The sequence below is a fragment of the Streptomyces sp. NPDC059499 genome (assembly GCF_042749285.1).
GTDB lineage: Bacteria > Actinomycetota > Actinomycetes > Streptomycetales > Streptomycetaceae > Streptomyces.
The window spans coordinates 48,148-69,125 of sequence record NZ_JBHYTT010000020.1 but is presented as its reverse complement, the minus strand read 5'-3'; the positions used below and the strand labels follow the sequence as shown (position 1 = coordinate 69,125).

At 69.4% G+C, this 20,978-nt stretch carries 24 protein-coding genes; 14 read left to right on the top strand and 10 right to left on the bottom strand.

Annotated elements, in window-relative coordinates; genetic code table 11:
* Nucleotides 1–3: 3 nt before the first annotated feature.
* The 4 genes from ACFW9O_RS32450 to ACFW9O_RS32435 form a co-directional block, all read right to left on the bottom strand.
* Nucleotides 4–441, bottom strand: a complete 438-nt coding sequence (locus ACFW9O_RS32450; RefSeq protein ID WP_384614317.1) for an SRPBCC family protein — start codon at nt 439–441, stop codon at nt 4–6.
* Between the two features lie 198 nt (nt 442–639).
* Nucleotides 640–870, bottom strand: coding sequence for a CDGSH iron-sulfur domain-containing protein (locus ACFW9O_RS32445; protein ID WP_384614315.1), 231 nt, complete (start codon nt 868–870; stop codon nt 640–642).
* Nucleotides 854–1,540: a HemK2/MTQ2 family protein methyltransferase gene (locus tag ACFW9O_RS32440; RefSeq protein ID WP_384614313.1), complete on the bottom strand. Its 687-nt coding sequence runs from the start codon at nt 1,538–1,540 to the stop codon at nt 854–856. Before ACFW9O_RS32440 ends, ACFW9O_RS32445 begins: the two co-directional genes overlap by 17 nt.
* 82 nt (nt 1,541–1,622) lie before the next feature.
* A complete protein-coding gene (locus ACFW9O_RS32435; protein WP_384614311.1) occupies nt 1,623–2,585 on the bottom strand; it encodes an iron-containing redox enzyme family protein in 963 nt (320 codons plus the stop codon).
* A gap of 159 nt (nt 2,586–2,744) precedes the next feature.
* Here ACFW9O_RS32435 and ACFW9O_RS32430 point away from each other — a divergent pair, with 159 nt between their 5' ends.
* A complete protein-coding gene (locus ACFW9O_RS32430) occupies nt 2,745–4,106 on the top strand; it encodes a PP2C family protein-serine/threonine phosphatase (protein WP_384614310.1) in 1,362 nt (453 codons plus the stop codon).
* An 8-nt stretch (nt 4,107–4,114) separates the two neighbouring features.
* Here ACFW9O_RS32430 and ACFW9O_RS32425 read toward each other — a convergent pair whose 3' ends face one another.
* Complete coding sequence (locus ACFW9O_RS32425) at nt 4,115–5,134, bottom strand: PHP domain-containing protein (RefSeq protein WP_384614308.1); 1,020 nt, start codon at nt 5,132–5,134, stop codon at nt 4,115–4,117.
* Nucleotides 5,135–5,136: 2 nt separating this feature from the next.
* Nucleotides 5,137–5,580: a hypothetical protein gene (locus ACFW9O_RS32420; RefSeq protein ID WP_384614307.1), complete on the bottom strand. Its 444-nt coding sequence runs from the start codon at nt 5,578–5,580 to the stop codon at nt 5,137–5,139.
* A gap of 129 nt (nt 5,581–5,709) precedes the next feature.
* On the opposite strand from ACFW9O_RS32420, the gene ACFW9O_RS32415 reads away from it, so the two are divergent.
* The 13 genes from ACFW9O_RS32415 (at nt 5,710) to ACFW9O_RS32355 (ending at nt 14,313) form a co-directional block, all read left to right on the top strand.
* On the top strand, nt 5,710–6,030 hold the full coding sequence (locus ACFW9O_RS32415) for a gas vesicle protein (RefSeq protein WP_351177420.1): 321 nt from the start codon (nt 5,710–5,712) through the stop codon (nt 6,028–6,030).
* Between the two features lie 33 nt (nt 6,031–6,063).
* Nucleotides 6,064–6,519 (top strand): gas vesicle protein GvpJ, encoded by a 456-nt coding sequence (gene gvpJ, locus ACFW9O_RS32410; protein WP_384614306.1) that lies wholly within the window; start codon nt 6,064–6,066, stop codon nt 6,517–6,519.
* 2 nt (nt 6,520–6,521) lie between these two features.
* Nucleotides 6,522–7,271, top strand: a complete 750-nt coding sequence (locus tag ACFW9O_RS32405) for a GvpL/GvpF family gas vesicle protein (RefSeq protein WP_384614421.1) — start codon at nt 6,522–6,524, stop codon at nt 7,269–7,271.
* 1 nt (nt 7,272) lies between these two features.
* Entirely contained in the window at nt 7,273–7,527 is a 255-nt protein-coding gene (locus tag ACFW9O_RS32400) for a gas vesicle protein GvpG (RefSeq protein WP_384614304.1), read from the top strand.
* A gap of 7 nt (nt 7,528–7,534) precedes the next feature.
* Complete coding sequence (locus ACFW9O_RS32395; protein WP_384614302.1) at nt 7,535–8,572, top strand: histone protein; 1,038 nt, start codon at nt 7,535–7,537, stop codon at nt 8,570–8,572.
* A gap of 6 nt (nt 8,573–8,578) precedes the next feature.
* Entirely contained in the window at nt 8,579–9,676 is a 1,098-nt protein-coding gene (locus ACFW9O_RS32390; RefSeq protein WP_384614301.1) for an SRPBCC family protein, read from the top strand.
* A 10-nt stretch (nt 9,677–9,686) separates the two neighbouring features.
* Nucleotides 9,687–10,022, top strand: a complete 336-nt coding sequence (locus ACFW9O_RS32385; protein ID WP_384614420.1) for a gas vesicle protein — start codon at nt 9,687–9,689, stop codon at nt 10,020–10,022.
* A gap of 27 nt (nt 10,023–10,049) precedes the next feature.
* On the top strand, nt 10,050–10,886 hold the full coding sequence (locus ACFW9O_RS32380; protein WP_384614299.1) for a GvpL/GvpF family gas vesicle protein: 837 nt from the start codon (nt 10,050–10,052) through the stop codon (nt 10,884–10,886).
* Between the two features lie 3 nt (nt 10,887–10,889).
* Nucleotides 10,890–11,117: a gas vesicle protein gene (locus ACFW9O_RS32375; protein ID WP_384614297.1), complete on the top strand. Its 228-nt coding sequence runs from the start codon at nt 10,890–10,892 to the stop codon at nt 11,115–11,117.
* Nucleotides 11,114–11,392: a gas vesicle protein K gene (locus ACFW9O_RS32370; RefSeq protein ID WP_351177399.1), complete on the top strand. Its 279-nt coding sequence runs from the start codon at nt 11,114–11,116 to the stop codon at nt 11,390–11,392. Before ACFW9O_RS32375 ends, ACFW9O_RS32370 begins: the two co-directional genes overlap by 4 nt.
* A 123-nt stretch (nt 11,393–11,515) precedes the next feature.
* On the top strand, nt 11,516–11,671 hold the full coding sequence (locus tag ACFW9O_RS32365) for a DUF6131 family protein (protein WP_384614296.1): 156 nt from the start codon (nt 11,516–11,518) through the stop codon (nt 11,669–11,671).
* A gap of 116 nt (nt 11,672–11,787) precedes the next feature.
* Complete coding sequence (locus tag ACFW9O_RS32360; RefSeq protein ID WP_384614294.1) at nt 11,788–12,456, top strand: lytic polysaccharide monooxygenase; 669 nt, start codon at nt 11,788–11,790, stop codon at nt 12,454–12,456.
* A gap of 204 nt (nt 12,457–12,660) precedes the next feature.
* Nucleotides 12,661–14,313, top strand: a complete 1,653-nt coding sequence (locus ACFW9O_RS32355; RefSeq protein ID WP_384614292.1) for an MFS transporter — start codon at nt 12,661–12,663, stop codon at nt 14,311–14,313.
* Nucleotides 14,314–14,357: 44 nt separating this feature from the next.
* Here ACFW9O_RS32355 and ACFW9O_RS32350 read toward each other — a convergent pair whose 3' ends face one another.
* The 4 genes from ACFW9O_RS32350 to ACFW9O_RS32335 all read right to left on the bottom strand — a co-directional run bounded on the left by ACFW9O_RS32350 (nt 14,358) and on the right by ACFW9O_RS32335 (nt 20,817).
* Nucleotides 14,358–14,939 (bottom strand): N-acetylmuramoyl-L-alanine amidase, encoded by a 582-nt coding sequence (locus ACFW9O_RS32350; RefSeq protein WP_384614291.1) that lies wholly within the window; start codon nt 14,937–14,939, stop codon nt 14,358–14,360.
* Between the two features lie 210 nt (nt 14,940–15,149).
* Nucleotides 15,150–16,508 carry an esterase-like activity of phytase family protein gene (locus ACFW9O_RS32345; RefSeq protein WP_384614289.1) on the bottom strand — a complete coding sequence of 453 codons (1,359 nt, stop codon included), beginning with the start codon at nt 16,506–16,508 and terminating at the stop codon, nt 15,150–15,152.
* A gap of 113 nt (nt 16,509–16,621) precedes the next feature.
* A complete protein-coding gene (locus ACFW9O_RS32340; RefSeq protein WP_384614288.1) occupies nt 16,622–17,917 on the bottom strand; it encodes an SWF or SNF family helicase in 1,296 nt (431 codons plus the stop codon).
* Nucleotides 17,914–20,817 carry a DEAD/DEAH box helicase gene (locus tag ACFW9O_RS32335; protein ID WP_384614287.1) on the bottom strand — a complete coding sequence of 968 codons (2,904 nt, stop codon included), beginning with the start codon at nt 20,815–20,817 and terminating at the stop codon, nt 17,914–17,916. Before ACFW9O_RS32335 ends, ACFW9O_RS32340 begins: the two co-directional genes overlap by 4 nt.
* Nucleotides 20,818–20,978: the final 161 nt, after the last annotated feature.

Below are 20,978 nucleotides of genomic sequence, written 5' to 3'. Positions count from 1 at the left end.
GTGTCAGGCCTCCCCGTCTTCGCAGACCTTGGCCAGCCGGTCGAGCATGGCCCGGTGGCGCAGCTGGATCACCGCGTCGACGGCGACGTTGTGCAGCGCGGCACCTGCGCCCCGCAGCGGATGCTCATCGACGATCAGCAGGGTGTCGTCGCCCCACGGACGGACATCGAACGCGACCCTCGCCGTACCCAGACACCCGCTGTCAATCTCGAGTTCCAGCGTCCGTGGCGGTTCACATCGGCGCACGACCGTCTCGTTGTCGAGCGCGAAGGGTCCGATCCTGACCCGGTACGCGATGGTGGAACCGACTTCCGGCCACCGGCCCTTCGCGGGACGGGAGTCGGACGTGCCGACCACCCACCGGTCGTAGCGCTCCCCGTCGGACAGGACGGCCCAGACCGCGTCCGCGCTCCTCCTGATCAGTTTGTGCCGTACAGCCATGAGATCCTCCGGCTTCTGGCGGTGCGACGGGTCCACGCGCACTCTCAGCGTAGGACGGTCGGCCCGGTCCGGCCTTTCGCTCGGCGAGGCGGGGTCCGGGAAGCCGCCTCGGCGGCGTCGTCAATGCGCCGTACGGGTGAAACGGGCTCGGATGCCTGTGTCGTCCGTGCAGCAGGTCGCTCCCTCGTCAGGCTGTCCTCACCGTGGCCCGGGGGCGGGCCCATCCGTGTCGCGGCTCGTGCGGTGCCGGTGGCTGGTGTCGCACCACGGGTACATCCGGCTGCGCCGGCAGGTGCAGATGGCGACGACGAACCGGTTCGACACGGCCACCCGGCCGTCGGCACACGTGACTTCCACGGGTCCTTCGACGAGCAGGGGGCCTTCGTCGTCGACCGAGATCCTGCGGGGACGCTCAGGGGTGTTCGGCACGGATGACCACCAGTTCCTCTGTCGTGTCGGTCCGGCCCAGCAGGCCCGACTCCCTCAGCCAGCGGAGTCGGGACCGCAGCACGGGCCCGAGGGGTACGCGGGCGCGGTCGCTCACACGCGCGTGCAGGCCGGCGTCCGCCAGGCGGCGCAGGGTCGCGTCGCTGTCGCACAGGCCGGAGTGGACCATCAGCAGGCGGCCTCCGGGACGCAGTGCTGCCGGAGCCGCGGCGCAGACACGGTCGAGGACCGCGCGTCCGTCGATACCGGCGTCCCACGCCCGCGCGGAACCGTGGCCGGACAGTCGGCCGATGGGGGACGGGACGTACGGCGGATTGCAGATCACCAGGTCGTAGGACCTGCCGGGCAGTGCGGACAGGAGATCGCTCCGCTGTACGGTGATGCGCCGACGGTGCAGCAACGCGTTCAGTCGTGCGGTCACCACCGCCCGCCACGCGATGTCCACTGCGGTCACCCGCGCCCCCAGCTGTGCCGCGTGCAGGGCGAGCGCACCGCTTCCCGTGCCGAGGTCCAGGACATCGGCGCCCGGGCCGATCTCCTCCTGCTCCAGCGCCGCCATGAGGAGGCGGGTGTCGTGCTGCGGCGCGTACACACCGGGGAGTGTCAGCAGCCGGGACGCACGGGCCGGCTTCTCGGTCAGTTCTGCGGACATCCAGGACTCCTTGCCTCCGTGAATCGACTCGGTGGATCCGACTCCATGAGTCCGTGCGAACGGGACGGTGTGAGCGGCTGGATCAGGTCTGCCAGTCCGCGAGCAGTCGCTCCCCGAGCCGGTCCTCCAGCCAGGAGGTCGCGGTGACGCCGAAGGCGATGTCGGCGGCCAGCTCCGGTTCGTCGTCGAGCAGCCCGCCGATGACGTCACGGCGCACCACTTGCTCGTGGACCGCGTCGGCCTCGACATGTTCCGTGTAGAAGAACTCTGCCGCCGGTCCCGCGCCCGTTCGTTTCATGGCACGGGCCAGACGGCGGGAGGCGGGTGAGGAGGTGATCTCGACAGCGGCGAAATGCCCCACCAGCGCCCCGCGCAGCCGCCGGTGCAGGCCGAAGAGAGACATCAGGTTCACCAGAGCCAGCATCTCCGCGCAGCCGTCGTCGAGGTAGCGGCCGTAGGTGCTGTCGAGACCCAGATCAGTCATCAGGTCGGCGAAGAGCTGTGCGTGAACGCGATCAGCGCGTCCGCCTCCGAACTCGTCGTACTCGATCGCCGCCATGCCTGCCTTGGCCCGTCCGCTCAGTCGTGGCAGCACCCAGGCGTGGGGGTCGGCCTCCTTGAGGTGGTAGAGGGAGCGCTGTACCGCGTAGGCCCGCATGTGGCGCAGTTCGCCCCGGTCCTGCAGGAACCACGAGAGCCCGGTCCCGTGGACCGGTTCCACCAGCAGGCAGGCCAGTACGTCGTCGAGTTCGGCCGTTCCCGCGGCGTCACGGCGCAGCGCCGTGAGGAAACGGTCCTCCAGCTCGGCGCGGACGGTGAGCAGACCCGGATCCCACTCCAGCTCCGGTCGCACGCCGACGAAGCCCCGGTAGTGCAGCTCGTAACAGACGTAGAGGGCCAGATGCAGATCGTCGCCGTACGGGTCGGTGTCCCCGGCGGAGCCGGGATCCGGCAGCGGCGTGTCACCGCGCAGAAAGCCGACGACACCCGCCGACACCGGGCCACGGGTTCGCGGAAGACAGGGTCCAGTGCGTTGGTCGGACATGGGCACCTCCTGCCCTGTCATCCACGGAAACCACACAGGCACCATGATCGACTGTACGCCGGAGGTCCCGCCGCGGCCTTCCGGCGCGTGCCGGGCCCGTCGGCCAGGCGGACAATCGGTGAAGGTGCGGGAACACCCGGCCCGCTCGAAGGAGAGCGCATGTGCGCTGACCGGGATCGTCACCACGGCGATCCGACAGACGGTGGCGACGCGTACGAGGTGGACCGAAAGGTCCAGTACGCGCTGGACCGGCTGACGCTGCTGATCAACGCGGCGGAGGCGCTGGCCAGCACCCTGGACGAGGAGACCGGCCTGCGCCGGCTGTGCCACACCCTGGTACCCGGGCTCGCCGACTGGTGCGCCGTCGACCTGGTGGACCGGCGGGGCCGACTGCGCAGGATCGTCGTCGAGCACCGCGACGCCGACCGGCTCTCGCCAGGGCTCTACGAGGGGCTCCTTCCGCCGACCGAGGGTTCCGTGGCAGCGGTGGCACGGGCTCTGCAGGGGGCCGGACCGACGCTCCTGACGGACTTCCTCCCGCCGCACCGGGCAGCCGACGCACTGCACGCGCGCGAACTCGAACTCTTCGACCGCATGACAGCCGACACCGCGGTCATCGCTCCCCTGCGGGCGCGCCGTCAGGTCCTGGGCGTGATCACGCTCGTACGGACCACGAGCGAGGCCCCGCTGGACGAGGACGGGCTCTCCCTCGTCGAGGACCTTGCCCACCGGGTCGCCCTGGCCGTCGACAACTCGCGCCTGCACTTCGAGGCTCAGCACACCGCCGAACGCCTGCAACGCTCTCTCCTGCCTGACCTGCCGGCCGAGGGGCCCGTGGAGCTCGCCGCCCGCTACCAGGCGGCAGTCGCGGCGGCGCGGGTCGGTGGCGACTGGTACGACGCGTTCCTGATGCCCGAGGGCGCCACCGCGCTGATCATCGGAGATGTGGCCGGCCACGACCTGCGTGCCGCGGTGACCATGAGCCAGATGCGCAACATGCTGCGGGGCATCGCCTGCGACCGCAAGGAGCCACCCGGCAAGATCCTTGCGCGACTGGACGCCGCCACCCACATCCTCTACCCCCACCAGACGCTGACGTGCATCTACGCCCTGGTCGAGAAACCGGACCCCGACGGTCCCTGGCAGCTGCACTACGCCGTGGCCGGCCACCCCGCGCCGCTCCTGGTGACCTGGGACGGTGAGACCCGCTTCCTCGACGGCGGCAGGAGCATGATGCTGGGCGTCGACCCGGACGAGCACCGGCCGGACGACAAGGCAGTGCTTCCGGCGAACTCGACCCTCCTCTTCTACACCGACGGCCTCGTCGAGCGCCGTGACGAGGTGCTGGACCGGGGCCTGGCCCGACTGCGTCAGCACGCCGCGGCACTCGCGCGCGAGCCGCTGGAGACCTTCTGCGACGAGCTGCTCAACGGACTCGCGGCCGCCGGTACGGATGACGTGGCCCTGATCGCGGTCCGTGTCGGTGCCGCGCCCGCTGCGGGCGCCGCCACCGCGGAATGACGGGGCGGTCAGCCGTCCGCCTTCCCCCGGGTCCACTCCAACAGCCGGTCCGCCGTCCATGAGGTGATGACACGGTCGGCCGGGACCCCGCACTCCTCCGCCCGCGCACATCCGTGGATCTGCCAGTCCAGCTGGCCCGGTGCGTGGGCGTCCGTGTCGATGGAGAAGAGGACTCCCGCGGTGACCGCACGCCTGAGCAGGGGGCGTGGCGGATCGAGTCGTTCTGGCCGGCAGTTGATCTCGACGGCCGTCCCCGCTTGCGCGCACGCCGCGAAGACCTCGTCCGCGTCGAACTCCGACTCCGGGCGGGTCCGTTTGCCCAGGAGACGCCCCGTGCAGTGCCCCAGCACGTCCGCGTGAGGATTGCGTACGGCCGCGAGGAGCCGCTTGGTCATCGCGGCCGCGTCCATGCGCAGCTTCGAATGAACCGAGACGACGACCACGTCGACACGTTCCAGGAGCTCGGGTTCCTGGTCGAGGGAGCCGTCCAGCAGGATGTCGCACTCGATTCCGGTGAGCAGACGGAAGGGTGCCCATTGTTCGTTCAGCTCCGCCACCACGTCCAGCTGCCGGCGAAGCCGTTCCGGGGACAGCCCGTTTGCCACGGTCAGCCGGGGGGAGTGGTCGGTGAGCACGGACCACTCGTGACCGAGTTCCGCAGCCGTCCTGCCCATCTCAGCGATCGGACTCCCACCGTCGGACCAGTCGGAGTGCGTATGGCAGTCGCCGCGCAGCTCGGCCAGCAACGCTTCACCTCCCTGGGCGAGCGGCTCCGAGGCTTCTTCCTCCAGCCGTTCCAGGTACCCGGGTGTCGCACCGGCCAGCGACTCCCGGATCACTTCCGCCGTCCGCGGGCCGATTCCCCGCACCGACTCGAGGGAGCCTTGCGCCACCCGGTTCGCGAGCTCGTCGCCGCCCATGGCCGTGACCGCGTCGGCAGCCGTGCGGAAGGCCTTCACCCGGTACGTGGCCGCCTGGGACCGCTCCAACAGGAACGCGATCCGGCGCAGGGCCGTGGACGCCTCCACGGTCAGCGCCCGGCGGAATGGTCGGGGTGCCCGTGGGTACGCCGGGCTTCCTTCATCTCCGCCTCGTACAGATGCTGCCGCCCTGCCACGAGGTCCTGCCTCACGCGGGCCTCGACCTCCACGAACGGCCGGTAGTACGTCGTGTTGTACGCCTCGACGACCTGGTAGGTCCAGCTGCCCGGGATGACGTTGCGGCCCAGGATCTCCCGCTCCACCAGGTCGGCATGCTCCGTGTGACCCGCCTTGCGCAGCAGCTCCACCGCGCGGTCCAGGGTCAGGTCGGCGCCGCCCGTCAGCTGATGGAACCCGTAGAGATGGCCCCGGGCCCGCTCCACCGTCTCCAGTGCCTCGCTCAGAGCCCCGAGCGCCTCCACGGTGGTGTCGCCGATCCCCGGCGGGCGCTCGTGACCGGCAGAGGGCCCGCTCTCCTCAGGTGTCTCACGCATGACTACGACTGTGCACCCCTTCCCGCCGACTTCGTTCTGCCGACGGGCCGAAGGGGTGAGGGCCGGGGCCCTCCCGTCCTGCCCGCCGCCCGAGATGCGCGGAGCCCCGCTGTCATGAGACTGGATCCCATGGCAGAGAAACAGCGCACCCGCACCGGGCACGCGAAGAAGGCGACAGCCTCGCGCACCTCGTCCCGGCGAGGCCCCGAGCATGCCGCACGTGTCGCCTGTCAAAGCCTGGAACGGCTCATCGGCCATCCCGCGGAGGGGGTGTCCGCGGTGCGGCGGAGCGAGGACGGATGGTGCGTCGTGGTGGATGTGCTGGAGGTCGAACGCATCCCCGACACGACGAGCCTGCTCGCCTCCTACGAGGTGCAGCTGGACGAGGACGGCGAGCTCCTGGAGTACAGCAGGGTCCGCCGGTACCGACGGGGCGCCGCCGACGAGTGACCTGTGTTGCCCCATCAGCCGGAAGGAAACTCCATGACCACCACCATGTACGCCGACGAAGTCGCGCCGTGCCCGCCGCGTGCCGGAACCCTCTACGACGTTCTGGAACTCATCCTCGACCGGGGGATGGTCATCGATGTGTTCGTCCGGGTCTCGCTGGTCGGCATCGAGATCCTCAAGATAGACGCACGCATCGTGATCGCGAGCGTGGACACGTATCTGCGCTTCGCCGAGGCGTGCAACCGCCTTGACCTGGAACGCGACTCGGGCAGCAGGACCGTCCCGGAGCTGTTCGGCATGGGCGCTGCCAAGTCCGTCGGCAAGCGCAAGGTGCGCAAGGCCGCGGAGTCCGTCGGAGACAGCGTCCGCAAGGCGGTGGGCGGTGGTGACGACGACGATTCGGACGACGAGGAAGAGCAGCACGAGCGGCCCAGGAAGCGCCGGGCGCCCGCCCGTAGCGGGAGCCAACGACGACGCGCGGAGGCATGAGCGTGACACCGACCGGCGTCTACGTCTACGCAATCGTCCCGACGGGCGGATCGCTCCCGCGAAAGGCCGTCGGTGTGGGTGGCCCGCCCGCCGCGCTGCGGCTGATCGGCGAAGGACCGGTCACCGCTGTGGTGAGCGATGCGCCGCCGCAGCTCCGCGCACGGCGCCGGGACCTCATGGCCCATCAGGACCTGCTGATGGGACTCGCCGACATCGGCCCCGTGCTCCCCATGCGCTTCGGAATGGTCGCGGCGGACGAGGACACGGTGCGCAGGGAACTGGGCGCATCACGCGAAGCCCATCTCGCCTCCCTGCGGCACCTCACCGACGGTGTCGAGATCAACCTCAAGGCCCTTCCGGCCCAGGACGCACTCGCTGCGGTCGTGGCCGAGGAGAACCAGGTACGGCGGCTCCGGGAGGAAGTGCGCCGACGCCCCGGCTACGAGGCGAGTGTCCGGCTGGGGGAGGCGATCGCCACCGCCCTTTCGCGCAGGGCCGCGGACGCCGGCAAGAAGATCGTGCGCACGTTGACGCCCATGGCCCGTGCGGTGGCAGCTGGGCCGGAGGTCCACGGGTGCGCGTTGAACGTGTCGTTCCTTGTCGACCGGAGCGCCAGCGACCGCTTCCGCGCAGAGGCACAGACGTTCGCGAACACCCACCGCGAGCTCGTCGAACTACGGATCGCCGGACCACTGCCCTGTTACAGCTTCGTCCCTTCCCGGCAGGCCCGGACACCGGTGGCGGGGGGCTGAGATGGGACTGATCAGCGGGATTCTCCTTCTCCCTCTCGCACCGGTCCGCGGAGTGATCTGGGTGGCCGAGAAGGTGAACGAACAGGCCGACCGCGAGATGCACGACCCCGGTGTGCTCCGGGCCCAACTGGCGGCGCTGAACCAGGAGCTGGAGGACGGCAACGTCAGCCTGGAGGAATTCGAACGGGAAGAGGAAGAACTGCTCGAACGGCTGCACGTCGCTCGGGCCCGCTCCGTGCAGAACGATCGAAGGTGACTGACTCATGGAAGACCAGACCAAGGTGACTCTGGCGGCCGCGGTGGTCGGCGGATATGTGCTCGGCCGTACCAAGAAGGGCCGGCTGGCGATCTCCATCGCGACTTACCTGGCCGGCAGGCGTTTCGGTCTGGAACCACGCCAGCTCGCCGCCGAAGGGATGCGCAGATTGGGGGAGATGCCTCAATTCGCGGAACTGCAGGAGCAGTTGAAGGGCGAGGTCCTGGAGTCGGGCCGAAAGGCCCTGACGGCCGCCGCGGACCGCGGCATGAACTCGCTTGCTGATGCGCTCAGTGACCGCACCGCCCGGCTCACGGACCGAGGTGAGGAAGAGGAAGAGTACGAGGAGGAGCCGGACGAGGACGTCGAGTACGAGGACGAGTACGAAGAGGAAGAGCCCGACGCGGAGTACGAGGACGAAGAGGAAGAACCCGAAGGCGAGTACGAGGACGAAGAGGACGAGGACGAAGAGGAGTTCGAGGAGGAGCCGGAGGAGTTCGAGGACGAGGACGCCGAAGAGGAAGAGGAAGAGGAGGAGCCTGAGGAGCCGAAGCCGAGCAGGTCCCGCGGCTCTCGGCGGCCGTCGAAGCAGGCTCCCGCCAAGAAGTCGGCGGCGAAGAAGGCTCCGGCAAAGAAGGCTGCTCCGGCGAAGAAGGCTCCCGCCAAGCGGACGCCCTCGAAGAAGGCGGTTCCGGCGAAGAAAGCGGCTGCGAAGAAGGCTCAGGCGAAGAAGGCCGCGGCGAAGAAGTCGGTTCCCGCGAAGAAGTCGGTTCCCGCGAAGAAGTCGGTTCCCGCGAAGAAGTCGGCCGCCAAGAAGGCCGCTCCGGCGAAGAAGGCGACGGCCAAGAAGGCCTCCGCGAGCAAGAAGTCAACTTCGGGGACGAAGGCTGCGAAGAAGTCGGCTCCCGCGAAGAAGTCCACGGCCAAGAAGTCCCCGGCCAAGAAGTCCGCACCTGCCAAGAAGGCCCCGGCCAAGAAGGCCCCGGCCAAGAAGGCCACGTCATCAAAGCGAGCCGCGTCCAAGCGCACCGAACGGCGGAGGTAGCCAGTCATGGCCAGGACGGACAGAGACGAACCGGAGGCCGCGGAGTCGGGCATCGACCGGCTCCGCGACGAGGCGACGAGCTTTCTCAGCGCGCAGGTGGAGAAACTTGCGGAGAAGGCCGGCGGGAAACTGACCGACGTCACAGGGCAGCTGTCGGACATCGCGGAGAACGGGGGCTCCCTTCCCTCGATCGGCTCCCGTGTCCTGCAGGGCGAATCGCCGGTGAAGGCGTTCGTTTCGGAGAAGGCCAAAGGTGTCAAGGACAACGTCGTGGACAAGGCGAAGCAAGCCTTCGGCGGAGGAAAGAGCAAGCGCAAGTCCAGCGGCAGCAAGATCACGAGCATCATCGAGGTCCTCGATGTGGGTGTGTCCCTGCGGGACGCATATGACTACTGGACGCAGTACGACAAGTTCAGCAGCTTCGCCAAGGGCGTGCGCGACGTCTCGACGAGTGACGAGGTGACCAGCGACTGGAAGGTCAAGGTCGGCCCGTCCTCCCGCAGCTTCAAGGCGACCGTCCAGGAGCAGGTGCCCGACGAGCGGATCGTCTGGACCTCCGAGGGCGCGAAAGGCACGACCCGAGGCGCTGTCAGCTTCCACGAAATCGCTCCGAAGCTGACGCGGATCGTCCTGGTCGTCGAGTACTACCCCTCGGGGTTCTTCGAGAAGACAGGCAACCTGTGGCGTGCCCAGGGACGCCGTATGAGGCTGGACTTCAAGCACTTCCAGCGGTACGTCACGCTCACCGAGGAAGAGCCCGAGGGCTGGCGCGGTGAGATCCGCGACGGCGAAGTTGTGGAGAGCCACGAAGACGCGGTGGAACGAGAGGAAGAGGAGTCCGAGGAGGAAGAGCCCGAGGAGGGCGACGAAGAGGAGGGCGAGGACGAGGAGGAAGAGCCCGAGGACGAGGAGGAGGACGAGGAGCCCGAGGAGGAGGAGTACGACGACGAGGGAGACGGTGAGTGGGAGGACGAGGAGGAAGAGGAGCCCGAGGAGGAGGACGAGGAGCCCGAGGAAGAAGAGGAAGAAGAGGAAGAAGAGGAGCCCGAGGAGGAGGCCCCCGCGCCCAAGAAGCACCGAGGCCGGAGGCGCAGCCGTGACTGACGCGGACCTCATGCAGGGCGGGTACCAGGTTCCCGGACCCCAGACGACCAACCTTGCCGACATCCTCGAACGCGTACTCGACAAGGGCATCGTCATCGCCGGCGACATCAAGATCGACCTGCTCGACATCGAGCTGCTCACCATCCGGCTCCGCCTGTTCGTGGCGTCCGTGGACACCGCGAAGAAGGCAGGCATCGACTGGTGGGAAACGGATCCGGCACTGAGCTCGCACGCCGCCCGTAACGCGCTCCAGGACGAGAACCGTGAACTCCGCGAACGCCTGGAGGCACTCGAGTCCAAGGCGGACGAACTGCCGGCGGGGAACGGCGCAGCGGCCGGGCGATGAGCAAGTGAGCAAGGAGAACCGAGGCACATGACGGAGTCGGGAGCCGATTCTTCGGACGGCAACGCCATCTATGTATTCGCTGTGTGCGGGGCCCCGGGTCCGGCCGCGGTCGCGGATCTGCCGGGCGTCGCAACGGGCGTGCCCGTTCGCACGATGCCGTTCGGGGATCTGACGGCCGTCGTCCAGACCGTCCGCGCAGCTGATTTCGCCGACGAAGCCTGGCAGGCGCGCCTGTCCGACACGCGCGAACTCGAACGTTACGCACGGGCGCACCACCACGTCGTGACGGCTGCCGCGGCGGCCTGCCCCACCGTTCCGCTGCCGCTGGCCACCCTCTACCACGACGAGGAGCGGGCCCGGCTGGCGCTCACCGGTGAGGCCGGGCGATTCCGTGCCGCGCTCGCCCGAACCGCGGACCACTCGGAATGGGGGGTCAAGGTCTACGCGGCGGAACGTCCCACGCAGGACACCGAACACCCCGCGGAGAAGGTGAGCAGCACTCCGCGCCGTCCGGCCGTGACCACCGACCGGGCGCGTCCGGCCCCGGGAGCGGGCCTTGCCTATCTGGACCGCAAACGAGGAATGCAGGCCCGGCGCGAACAGCGACAGGAAGAGGCTCTCCGTATGGCGGAAACGGTGGACACGGAATTCCAGAAGGTGGCGGCGGCGGCCCGCAGGCTGCGGCCGCACAGCCCCGAACTGGCCGGCGACCACCGGGTGCAGGTTCTCAACGCCACGTATCTCGTCGCGGAACGCCGGTCGGGCGAGCTGAAGACATTGGCCAGGATGCTCCAGGACAGTACCGGCGCGCAGATCGAGCTGTCGGGGCCCTGGGTTCCCTACTCCTTCGTCGGCGAGGTGTAGCGGATGACCCACGACGTCGTGCCCTGGAACACTCCCGAGCCGCTGACCGGCCCCATCGGCGTGCCGCTCGTCGACCTGCTGGACCGGGTGCTCGCGACCGGTGTGGTGATCAGCGGAGACCTGGTGATCGCGATCGCGGACGTCCCGCTCGTACGGCTTTCGCTCCACGCCCTGCTGTCGTCCGTCAACGAGCGGATCCCCTCTCCGTGGGCGGACGGGGGTCCGCTGTGACCGCCTCCCGGGTGGACGTGGATTCGGACCAGCTGGGGCACGACCTCGTTGCTCTCGTGCTGACCGTGGTGGAACTACTGAGGCAGCTGATGGAGAGGCAGGCCATTCGCCGCATCGATCAGGGGGACCTCACCGACCAACAGGTCGACGAGATCGGCACCACGCTCATGCTGCTCGACCAGCGCATGACCGAATTGTGCGATCAGCACGGCGTACGGCCCGAGGACCTCAATCTCGATCTGGGGCCGCTGGGGACGCTGCTGCCGCGTAGCTGACGGGTCTCGGACCCGGCACATCCGACGAAATCTTGAGGTGAGCATTACGTTATTACCGCATTACAGGCATATGCTCAAAAGTGCTTCCACTTCGAGATGAAAGCCGCATGATCGGAGGAAGCGATGATCATTATCGGAGCAATTCTCCTCATCCTCGGCCTGGCGACCGGGCTGGGCTTTTTGTGGACCGTCGGCATCATCCTGCTGGTCATCGGGCTCGTCCTGTGGCTCCTGGGGTCCGTGGGTCATGCGGTCGGCGGCCGTAAGCACTACTGGTGAGCTCCCGGCATAGTGTCCGGCCGGGTTTGAACCGTGCGCGGCCGGGCACAGCCCAAGTGGCGCGGGAGCGCTCCCACGCCGGTGTGTCCCCCCACTCCCGAAGGTGGAGATCGAGCATGAATTGTCATGATCACTTCAAGTTAGGCTCCTGGGTGCTTCGCCTGGGCGGCGTGTTCGTTGCCGCGCTGCTCTGCCTGCTCCCCTGGACCGGGACGGCGAACGCCCACGGCTCCGTGATAGACCCGGCCTCCCGCAACTACGGTTGCTGGCTGCGCTGGGGCAGCGACTTCCAGAACCCCGCCATGGCGCAGGAAGACCCCATGTGCTGGCAGGCGTGGCAGGCGGACCCGAACGCCATGTGGAACTGGAACGGGCTGTACCGCAACGGCTCCGCCGGCAACTTCCCGGCAGTGGTGCCCGACGGGCAGCTGTGCAGCGGCGGCCGGACCGAGAGCGGCCGCTACAACTCGCTCGACACGGTGGGTGCCTGGAAGACCACGGACATCGGCAGCGACTTCACCGTGAAGCTGTACGACCAGGCCAGCCACGGCGCCGACTACTTCAAGGTCTACGTCACCGAACAGGGCTTCGACCCCGCCGCCCAGTCGCTGACGTGGGGCGACCTCCAGCTGGTGGCGGAGACTGGCAGCTACGGCCCCAGCCAGAACTACGAGATCCCGGTGAGCACCTCCGGCCTCAGTGGCCGGCACGTGGTCTACACGATCTGGCAGGCCTCGCACATGGACCAGACGTACTTCCTGTGCAGTGACGTGAACTTCGTCTGACGCACGCCTGTCCCGCCGGATCCCCCTGTCCGGTGGGACATCGCGCGGATCCCGCCATGTCCGGCGGGGTCCGCGCAGCCTGTCCGACGGCAGCCGAGAGGGGCCGGTGGGTTCGATTGGCGAGGAACGCCCGTTCGGCCTACGGTCGATTGGTGAACGTTTCCGTTCACTCATCGCCCGAACAGCTTGAATCGCAGTACGGCTATGACGGAATCACCGGCGAAGACCTCGACACTTGCCGAATCCCCGGAGCGGGGCCGCGGCAAGGGGATGGCGCTGTTCGTCATCGCCTCGTGCCAGCTGATGGTGGTTCTCGACATCACCATCGTCAACATCGCACTTCCGCACATCCAGACCTCGCTGGGCTTCTCGACCGAGAGCCTCTCCTGGGTCATCAACGCCTACACGCTGACCTTCGGCGGGCTGCTCCTGCTCGGCGGCCGGCTGGGCGACATCCTCGGACGCCGGAGAGTCTTCATCTTCGGCGTCCTCCTCTTCGTGTTCGCCTCGCTGCTCGGTGGACTCTCCCAGGATTCCTGGCAGTTGCTCGCAGCACGTGCGCTGCAGGGCGTCGGCGGCGCGATCGCCTCCCCGACCGCCCTCTCCCTCATCACCACGACCTTCCGCGAGGGTCCCGAACGGAACAGGGCGTTCGGTGTGTTCGCCGCGGTCTCCGCGGGCGGCAGTGCGATCGGGCTGCTGGCGGGCGGCATCCTGGTGGAGTGGCTCGACTGGCGATGGGTCTTCTTCGTCAATGTGCCCATCGGGCTGCTGATCGCCCTTGCGACGCCCCGCTACATCAGGGAGTCCGAACGCCATCCGGGTCACTTCGACGTCCTCGGCGCGCTCACCTCCACCATCGGAATGGTGCTCCTCGTCTACGGCTTCATCCGTGCCTCGGAGGACGGCTGGAGCGACAGCCTGACCATCGGTTCGTTCCTCGCGGCCCTGGTGTTCCTGGGCCTGTTCCTCACCGTCGAGAGCCGGTCGAAGCAGCCCATCACCCCCTTGAAGATGTTCCGCGACCGCAATCGGGCCGGCACCTACGGAATGATGCTGAGCCTGGCGGCGGCGATGTTCGGCATGTTCTTCTTCCTGACGCTCTTCGTGCAGAACATCCTGGACTTCAGTCCGCTGCAGGCGGGACTCGCCTTCCTCCCCATCAGCGTGGTCATCGCCATCAGTGCGGGGATCGCCTCGCAGCTGCTGCCCAAATGGGGGCCGAAGCCCTTCATGGTGGTGGGTGCGATCCTGGCGGCACTGGGACTTGGCTGGCTGACGTTCACCGACATCCACAGCAGCTACCTGGGGAGCATCCTGGGCCCGATGCTGGTCTTCGGCTTCGGCATGGGCATGCAGTTCGTTTCGCTGACGCTGATGGCCGTCTCCGGAGTCGCCCCGCGGGAGGCGGGAGCCGCGTCCGGCGTCCTCAACGCAACCCAGCAGGTGGGCGGTTCGCTGGGGCTGTCCATCCTGGTCACGGTCTTCGGTACGGCCAGCCGCAACGAGGCCACCGACCAGGTGCCGAGCTTCCTGGCCGAGTCGACGCCGGCCCAGCAGCTGGAGTTCCGCAGGACGGGAGAACTCCCGGCCCCTTGGGGCAACGAGGTGCTGGCCTCAGGAGTCTCCAGCGCGTTCGTCGTCGCCGCTGTCATGGCCGTCGTCGCCGCACTGATCGCCCTGTTCGTCATTCAGGTACGCACCTCGGACCTGGAACGCCTGCGCGGTGGAGCGATGGTGCCGGGTGGCGAGACGGGCGGCGAGGAGGCGGCTCCGGGGGAGGACCGGCCGGACAGTGCCACAGGTGCTCCCGCCCCGGTACGGAATCGGGAGACGGACCGGGACCCGGGCGGCTGAGGCACGGCTGAGCAGGTGTGACCCCGTCGGCGGGCCCGGTGGGGTCACAGCAGGTTGACGAGCCGTATGTAGCGCACCCAGTCCCAGTTGACGCCGGGGTCGGTGTGGTCGCTGCCCGGGACCTCGTGGTGACCGATGATGTGCGCGCGGTCCTTGGCCAGACCGTAGCGGTCGCAGATGTTCGCCGTGAGCCTGGCCGACTGCTCGTACATGGAATGCGTGAAGTACGCGGGCTGATCCACCCAGCCCTCGTGCTCGATGCCGATGCTGCGGGTGTTGTGGTCCCAGTTCCCCGCGTGCCAGGCGATGTCGTCCTCGCGTACGCACTGGGCGACGTATCCGTCCCCCGAGCGCACCACGTAGTGCGCCGAGACCTTCTTGGCCGGATTCCGGAAGATGCCGATGGTGTCGGTGAAGGTTTCCTGAGCGACATGGATGACGACGAAGTCGACCGGGTAGGCCGAAGGCCGGTTCGACGCCGTGTAGTTGGAAGGGGAGGCCGGAGCCCAGTGGGCCGACGGATAGTCCGTGTCGCCGGTGGGGACGGCGGCTGCTCGGACCGATGCCGGCAAGAGGGCCGCGGCGGCTGTGACGGCTGCACTCTGGAGAATCCTTCTGCGGCGCATCGACACTCCTGTTCGGGAGACGTCCGTAGTCCGTGACGGGCCGTCCGATGTACGGCAGGGTAACCGGCCGCCTCACCCAAGGGCTGCGATACGGACGAAGGAAGAGGGCGGCATCCCGTGGACGAGCGGACGCGCCCACGCACGCGAACGGCACCGGGCGCAGCCCTCGTGGAACGACGGCTGCGCCCGGTGCCGGTGTGTCGCGCAGGATCAACCGGTCAGTGGCCGCGGCAGCTCGAGCAGGGTCACCGAGGTCTCGATGCCGCTGTCCACCAACCGGCCGTTCGCGTCGAAGGCCTCAGCGCCGTCCGTCATCCCGAAGTCGTTGTCGTTGATGAGTGCGAGGGTGTCGCGGCCCGTGACCGCCACCCCCTCGATCTTGCCGGGCACGCCTGCGACCGTGCCGAGGTCGACGACCAGGCTCTTGCGCAGCACCCGTACCCCGGACGCGGAGGGATCGTCGAGCTCCTCGTACGCGGGCGAGGTGGCCGGATCGTCCCACACCGAGCCCAGGATGCCGGAACCGGCGGGCAGCGTCACCCTGTGCAGCCGGGCCGACCTGTCGGTGCGCTCCTCCACCAGCAGACTGTCGCGGCCGATCGCGACGACCGAGGAGATCTTCAGCTCGGACGTGTCGTCCTCGCCCGGGTCGACGACCTCGACCGGGTCGAAACGGTAGGCGTACTCCGCCGTCACCTTCTGCTTCTTGGTCGAGAAGCGCAGGAACCGCACGTTGCGGGACGCCTCGCCCGCGTCCTGGTCCGGAAGCGAGAGGGGGCTCTGCACCGCGAGCACGAGGTCGCCGCCGGGCAGCAGCGCCAGACCCTCGAAACCGCGGTTGATCTTGCGGTGCAGCAGCACGCCGGGCAGTGCCTCGACGACGCGGTAGTCCGCGCCCTCGAGCCGCAGGCCCTGCGGTACGTAACGCGTCAGGACACGGCCGCGGGAGGAGACATGGACCAGCGACGGACCGTACTCGTCGACCAGCCAGAACGAACCGTCCGCCGCACGGACGATGCCCTCGGTGTCCAGCCCGTTCGGGTTGTACGCGAGCGGGGTCTGCGCGTCGAACGTGTACGGGGCCTCGTCGCGGCTCGCCTGGTTCGCCAGACCCGTCACCGCGTTGCCGGAACGCGTCGTCAACGGCAGGGAGTCCAGCACCTCGATCCGCTTGCCCTCGACGCGGATCCTGACGATCGCGGGGTCGAAGCCCGGCACGGGGAAGGTGCGCCGCTTCTTGCCGTCGACCTTGATCTGACCGTTCGGACCGCGGTCCGTCACCGTCCAGAACTCGCCCCTGCGGCCCGTCGGGAAGAGGTCGCTGCCGATCCCGCCCAGCATCACGTCCCGGTCGTCGGCGACCGTACCCGGCAACAGACCGTTGCTGAACCCGGCCAGCGGCACATCGCCGAGCACCGCACTGCCGATGACCCGTGCCGTGCGCTCGGGGCGGCCACCGGATCCGGGGCCTGCCTGCGTACCGGCCGCGGTCGCCGCGACACAGACCGTGGAGAGCAGGGCGAGCGGCAGCCCGACAGACAGGGAACGACGGACAACGCGCGCGGACATGGGGCCTCCTGGTGGACTGACGCTCGGTCGGTCGTCAGGCTCTGCCCCCACGCTCAACGCCTGGTGACATCGAGTTGAACGTGGGGACAGCAGGTGAGGAACGGGACGGCCGCTCAGGCGTCGGACAGTGCCCCGGCCAGCGCGCCCGCCGGATCGTCGTCCGCCGGCCCGGCCGGAAGCCACCTGCCCCGCTCCTTGCGGTACGGCCACCAGCGCCCGTCCCGCCCGTACCGCAACTGCGCACCGGAACCCGCCGCGGTCCACCGGTTGTTCGCGGCGCTCAACCGCGGGCCCTCGCCCTCCTCCCACGCGGCGGCCAGCTGGGCGCGGGCCCGCGCCAGCTCCTCGGGGCCGGGCAGCCACTCCTCGTCGAACACCGCCAGCGCGGCCGTCCCGCCGTACTGCCAGGCCCGCACAGCGGCGTCCAGGTCCCCCCGCTGCCGTCCGGAAGCCGAGGCGAGGCGGGCGGCAATCTGCTCGTCCGGCCGGGTCACGGCGGCCAGCCGCACCGCGTCCTGTTCCGGCGTCAGCCCGCCTGCCACGGGCTGCCGGTCGTGGCCCTCGGCGAGGGCGTCCGCCAGCATCGCGAAGGCCCGTGCCGCGCTGTCCGCCGCCAGCACCTCCAGAGAGGCCGGATCGACGCCCGCCACGGGGTCCGTCTCCGAGTCCAGCGACAAGGGCGGACCGGGTTCGGCCGGGAGCGGCGGGGGAGGGGGCAGGGGCGGCAGGATGTCCCGTGCCGCGAACGCCTCGTCGGCCCGGACGCCGCGCTGGAGAGCCTGACCCGGCTGGGGGTCCGGCTCCGGATCCGCACCGTCGGCCTCACGGACCGCACGTGCGGCGCTGCGCACCTGGAGCTCGTCGAGCAGCCGCCGTTCGTCACGTCCCCGCAGCAGCAGCAGTACGAACGGGTCCTGGTCCAGGAGCCGCGCCACCTGGTAGCACAGGGCTCCCGTGTGCGGACAGTGGTCCCACGCCTCGCAACTGCACTCGGGCTCCAGGTCGCCGATCCCCGGCAGCAGCTCGACCCCGGCTGCCGCCGCGTCCTCCACCAGGTGAGGGGGCATCTCACGGTCCAGCAGCGCCGCGATGTGCCCGGACCGCTCGGACGCCATGTCGAGGAAGCGGTCCCACTCCGCCTCGCTCAGCTGCTGGAGGAGTACATCACTTCGGTACGCGGTCGCGTCGCGGTCCTGAACGACCGCGGTGATCCGGCCCGGCCGGACCGAGACCGCGCCGACCCTGCCCTCGCGGGCCAGGCTGCGGCCCTTCTTGAGCTGCTGCCCGTCGAGCGCCGTGTCCTCCAGAGCCTTCAGCCACGCCTGTCCCCACCAGGACGACGCGAATCCCCTGCCGTGTGCGGGCGGGAGGGCCGCAAACGTACGCTCCGGTCCGTAGCTGTCGTTCATCGTGCGCCCCCTCGCAGCTCGACCAGGTCGGCCAGTTCGGCATCGGTCAGTTCCGTCAGAGCCGCCTCGCCCCCGCCGAGGACGGCGTCGGCCAGCTTCTGCTTGCGGACGAGCATGTCGGCGATCCGGTCCTCGATGGTTCCCTCGGCGATCAGCCGGTGCACCTGCACCGGCTGGGTCTGGCCGATCCGGTACGCGCGGTCGGTGGCCTGCGCCTCCACGGCCGGATTCCACCAGCGGTCGAAGTGCACCACGTGGCCGGCCCGGGTGAGGTTGAGCCCCGTACCCGCCGCCTTGAGCGACAGCAGGAACACCGGGGCGCCGCCCTCCTGGAACCGGTTCACCATGGCCTCCCGCGCGGCGACGGGCGTACCACCGTGCAGGAACTGGGTGGGGACCCCGCGAGCGGCCAGATGCTGTTCGAGCAGCCGCGCCATCTGTACGTACTGCGTGAACACCAAAACGCTCGCGCCCTCGGACAGAATCGTGTCGAGCAGTTCGTCCAGCAGTTCCACCTTGCCCGAACGGTCCGCGATCCGGGGCTGCTCCTCCTTGAGGTACTGCGCCGGGTGGTTGCAGATCTGCTTGAGCGCTGTCAGCAGTTTCACGACGAGTCCGCGGCGTGCGAAGCCGTCGGCGCCGGAGATCTCGGCGAGGGTCTCCCGCACCACCGCTTCGTACAGACCGGTCTGTTCCGCCGTCAGTGACACCGCGCGGTCGGTCTCCGTCTTCGGCGGGAGCTCCGGGGCGATGCCCGGGTCGGACTTGCGGCGCCGCAGCAGGAACGGACGTACCAACGCCGCCAGCCGCTCGCCGGCGGCAGGGTCGTTGCCGCCCTCGACCACGCCCGCGTACCGGGTACGGAACGTACCGAGCCTGCCCAGCAGCCCGGGGGTCGTCCAGTCGAGGATCGCCCACAACTCGGAGAGGTTGTTCTCGACAGGGGTACCGGTGAGCGCGACGCGCGCTCCGGCACCGATGGTCCGCAACTGCTTGGCCGTTGCCGAGTGCGGGTTCTTCACGTGCTGGGCCTCGTCGGCGACGACCATGCCCCACGACGCCTGCGCGAGCCGTGCCGCGTCGAGGCGCATCGTGCCGTACGTGGTGAGGACGAACTCGCCGTCCGCCACGTCCTCCAGGGAACGCGCCGCGCCGTGGAAGCGGCGTACCGGCGTGCCCGGGGCGAACTTCTCGATCTCCCGCTGCCAGTTGCCCATCAGGGAGGTCGGGCACACCACGAGGGTCGGCCCGGCCGTGCTCCCGATGCCCTGCCGGTGCAGATGCAGGGCGATGAGGGTGATGGTCTTGCCGAGACCCATGTCGTCGGCGAGACAACCGCCGAGGCCGAGCGACGTCATGGTGTGCAGCCAGTTCAGGCCGCGCAGCTGGTAGTCACGCAGGTTCGCGGCGAGTGCCTTCGGCTGACCGACCGTCTGCATGGCCCGCGACTCCGGGTCGGCGAGCCGCTCACGCAGTTCCTCGAGCCAGCCCGTCGCCGAAACCTGCACACGTCGTCCGCCGATGTCGGCGGTTCCCGTCAGTACGGCACCCAGTGCGTCGATGGGCGTGACCTTGCGGTCCTGGGCCTCCCGGGCGCGCCGGGCCTCCTCCGGGTCGATGAGGACCCACTGGTCGCGCAGCCTGACCAGGGGTCTGCCGGCCTCGGCGAGCCGGTCGAGCTCCTGGCGGCTCAGCTTCCGGTCCCCGAGTGCGAACCGCCAGTCGAACGAGAGCAGCGCGTCGGCTGACATGAGCGAGGGCGTGTCCGATTCCGTCCTCGCGGGGCGGTCGGCCCCGCCCTCCCCGTCGTCCCGGCCGGACGTGCCCGAGGGGCCGATCACCGCGCGGGCCGTGAGCTTCCTGGCGAGCTCCTTGGGCCAGTGCACCTGAACTCCCGTCGCGGCGAGGGCGCGGGCGGCGGGGCCGAGCAGCTCCGCGATCTCCTCGTCGGCCGGCTCGACCACGTCCGGCACGGCGGCCGACAGCAGCGGTGTCAGCGGAGGCCAGGCGCGGGCGGCGCGGCGCAGGGCCAGCAGGGCGTCCATGCGGGCGCGCGGGCCGAACAACGAGGCGGCGGGGGAGCGGCCGGCCCATACGTCGGCCGCGTCGGCGACCAGGGCGGGATCCTGGACGCTGTGGATCTGCAGGACGGCACGGAAGGACGGCCGTGCGCCCCCGCCGTCTGCCGGGTCGTCAGTCCCGGAGAGCCCCAGCACCTCGATACGCAGCGAGAGCCGGACACCCGCGTCGTTCCCGGCGGCGACATCGGCCGCCCACGGCCGCAGGCCGGGCAGGTGCTGGACGGTCCGGGACGCGAACGCGGGCCCGCCCGTGACGAGTTCGGCGGCCGGGGTGCGAGGCATTCCGTCGGCGACGGCATCGAGGAACGAGCGCAGCAGCGGCTCGGGTTCGGGGAGCATGAGCGGATCCGCTGCCGCGTCGAGCGGTACCGCGTGAGCGGTGGGCGGCATGGAAGCCGCCAGGACCCTGATCCGTTCCAGGTCCTCGGCGGTCAGCGGGCCCGCGCGCCAGGCGTCGTTGTCACCGGGACTCAGCCCCGGCAGGAGCAGCCCGCGCGCGACGAGTTGAAGGGCGAGCATCCCGGCGGCGCCCCAGAACGCCGTCGCAGCGGAGGCGTGCGCGCTCGCGCGTGCCCGTGTGAGAACGGGAAGGGCGTCACGTACCGGCACGGCCAACGCCTGCACGGTGCACGGGCGGGCGTCGCTAGCGAGGACTGTCAGCTCCGTCGAACTCCCTGGTCCACCGGGAGGGGTGCTACCGTCCGGGTTCCAGAACGCGATCAGGCCGGTACGGGCCGGATCCGCGGGGAGGAAGACTGCGGAGCAGCGGGACAGTTCAACGATCTCGTCATGTGTTGTTGCCGCAGGGAGCCTGTGCACAGCGATGTCAGATTCCTCAAATTTGACTAGTGAGCCCGGGGTCGCCGAGGGTACTCCATCCACGGCCCCTTCCGGGAGAAATGCACAGTGATCCACCTCACTCATTTCTGCCTTCTGAAGCTTGGGGTGCAGTCGGCACCACCACGGGGGGAGGGGGCTGG

Bases quoted from the DNA above. Each gene is read 5' to 3' on its own strand.
- ACFW9O_RS32450 (WP_384614317.1), bottom strand. From the start codon at position 441: ATGGCTGTACGGCACAAACTGATCAGGAGGAGCGCGGACGCGGTCTGG.
- ACFW9O_RS32440 (WP_384614313.1), bottom strand. From the start codon at position 1,540: ATGTCCGCAGAACTGACCGAGAAGCCGGCCCGTGCGTCCCGGCTGCTG.
- ACFW9O_RS32435 (WP_384614311.1), bottom strand. From the start codon at position 2,585: ATGTCCGACCAACGCACTGGACCCTGTCTTCCGCGAACCCGTGGCCCG.
- ACFW9O_RS32430 (WP_384614310.1), top strand. From the start codon at position 2,745: ATGTGCGCTGACCGGGATCGTCACCACGGCGATCCGACAGACGGTGGC.
- ACFW9O_RS32420 (WP_384614307.1), bottom strand. From the start codon at position 5,580: ATGCGTGAGACACCTGAGGAGAGCGGGCCCTCTGCCGGTCACGAGCGC.
- ACFW9O_RS32415 (WP_351177420.1), top strand. From the start codon at position 5,710: ATGGCAGAGAAACAGCGCACCCGCACCGGGCACGCGAAGAAGGCGACA.
- gvpJ (WP_384614306.1), top strand. From the start codon at position 6,064: ATGACCACCACCATGTACGCCGACGAAGTCGCGCCGTGCCCGCCGCGT.
- ACFW9O_RS32400 (WP_384614304.1), top strand. From the start codon at position 7,273: ATGGGACTGATCAGCGGGATTCTCCTTCTCCCTCTCGCACCGGTCCGC.
- ACFW9O_RS32395 (WP_384614302.1), top strand. From the start codon at position 7,535: ATGGAAGACCAGACCAAGGTGACTCTGGCGGCCGCGGTGGTCGGCGGA.
- ACFW9O_RS32390 (WP_384614301.1), top strand. From the start codon at position 8,579: ATGGCCAGGACGGACAGAGACGAACCGGAGGCCGCGGAGTCGGGCATC.
- ACFW9O_RS32385 (WP_384614420.1), top strand. From the start codon at position 9,687: ATGCAGGGCGGGTACCAGGTTCCCGGACCCCAGACGACCAACCTTGCC.
- ACFW9O_RS32380 (WP_384614299.1), top strand. From the start codon at position 10,050: ATGACGGAGTCGGGAGCCGATTCTTCGGACGGCAACGCCATCTATGTA.
- ACFW9O_RS32375 (WP_384614297.1), top strand. From the start codon at position 10,890: ATGACCCACGACGTCGTGCCCTGGAACACTCCCGAGCCGCTGACCGGC.
- ACFW9O_RS32365 (WP_384614296.1), top strand. From the start codon at position 11,516: ATGATCATTATCGGAGCAATTCTCCTCATCCTCGGCCTGGCGACCGGG.
- ACFW9O_RS32360 (WP_384614294.1), top strand. From the start codon at position 11,788: ATGAATTGTCATGATCACTTCAAGTTAGGCTCCTGGGTGCTTCGCCTG.
- ACFW9O_RS32355 (WP_384614292.1), top strand. From the start codon at position 12,661: ATGACGGAATCACCGGCGAAGACCTCGACACTTGCCGAATCCCCGGAG.
- ACFW9O_RS32350 (WP_384614291.1), bottom strand. From the start codon at position 14,939: ATGCGCCGCAGAAGGATTCTCCAGAGTGCAGCCGTCACAGCCGCCGCG.
- ACFW9O_RS32345 (WP_384614289.1), bottom strand. From the start codon at position 16,508: ATGTCCGCGCGCGTTGTCCGTCGTTCCCTGTCTGTCGGGCTGCCGCTC.
- ACFW9O_RS32340 (WP_384614288.1), bottom strand. From the start codon at position 17,917: ATGAACGACAGCTACGGACCGGAGCGTACGTTTGCGGCCCTCCCGCCC.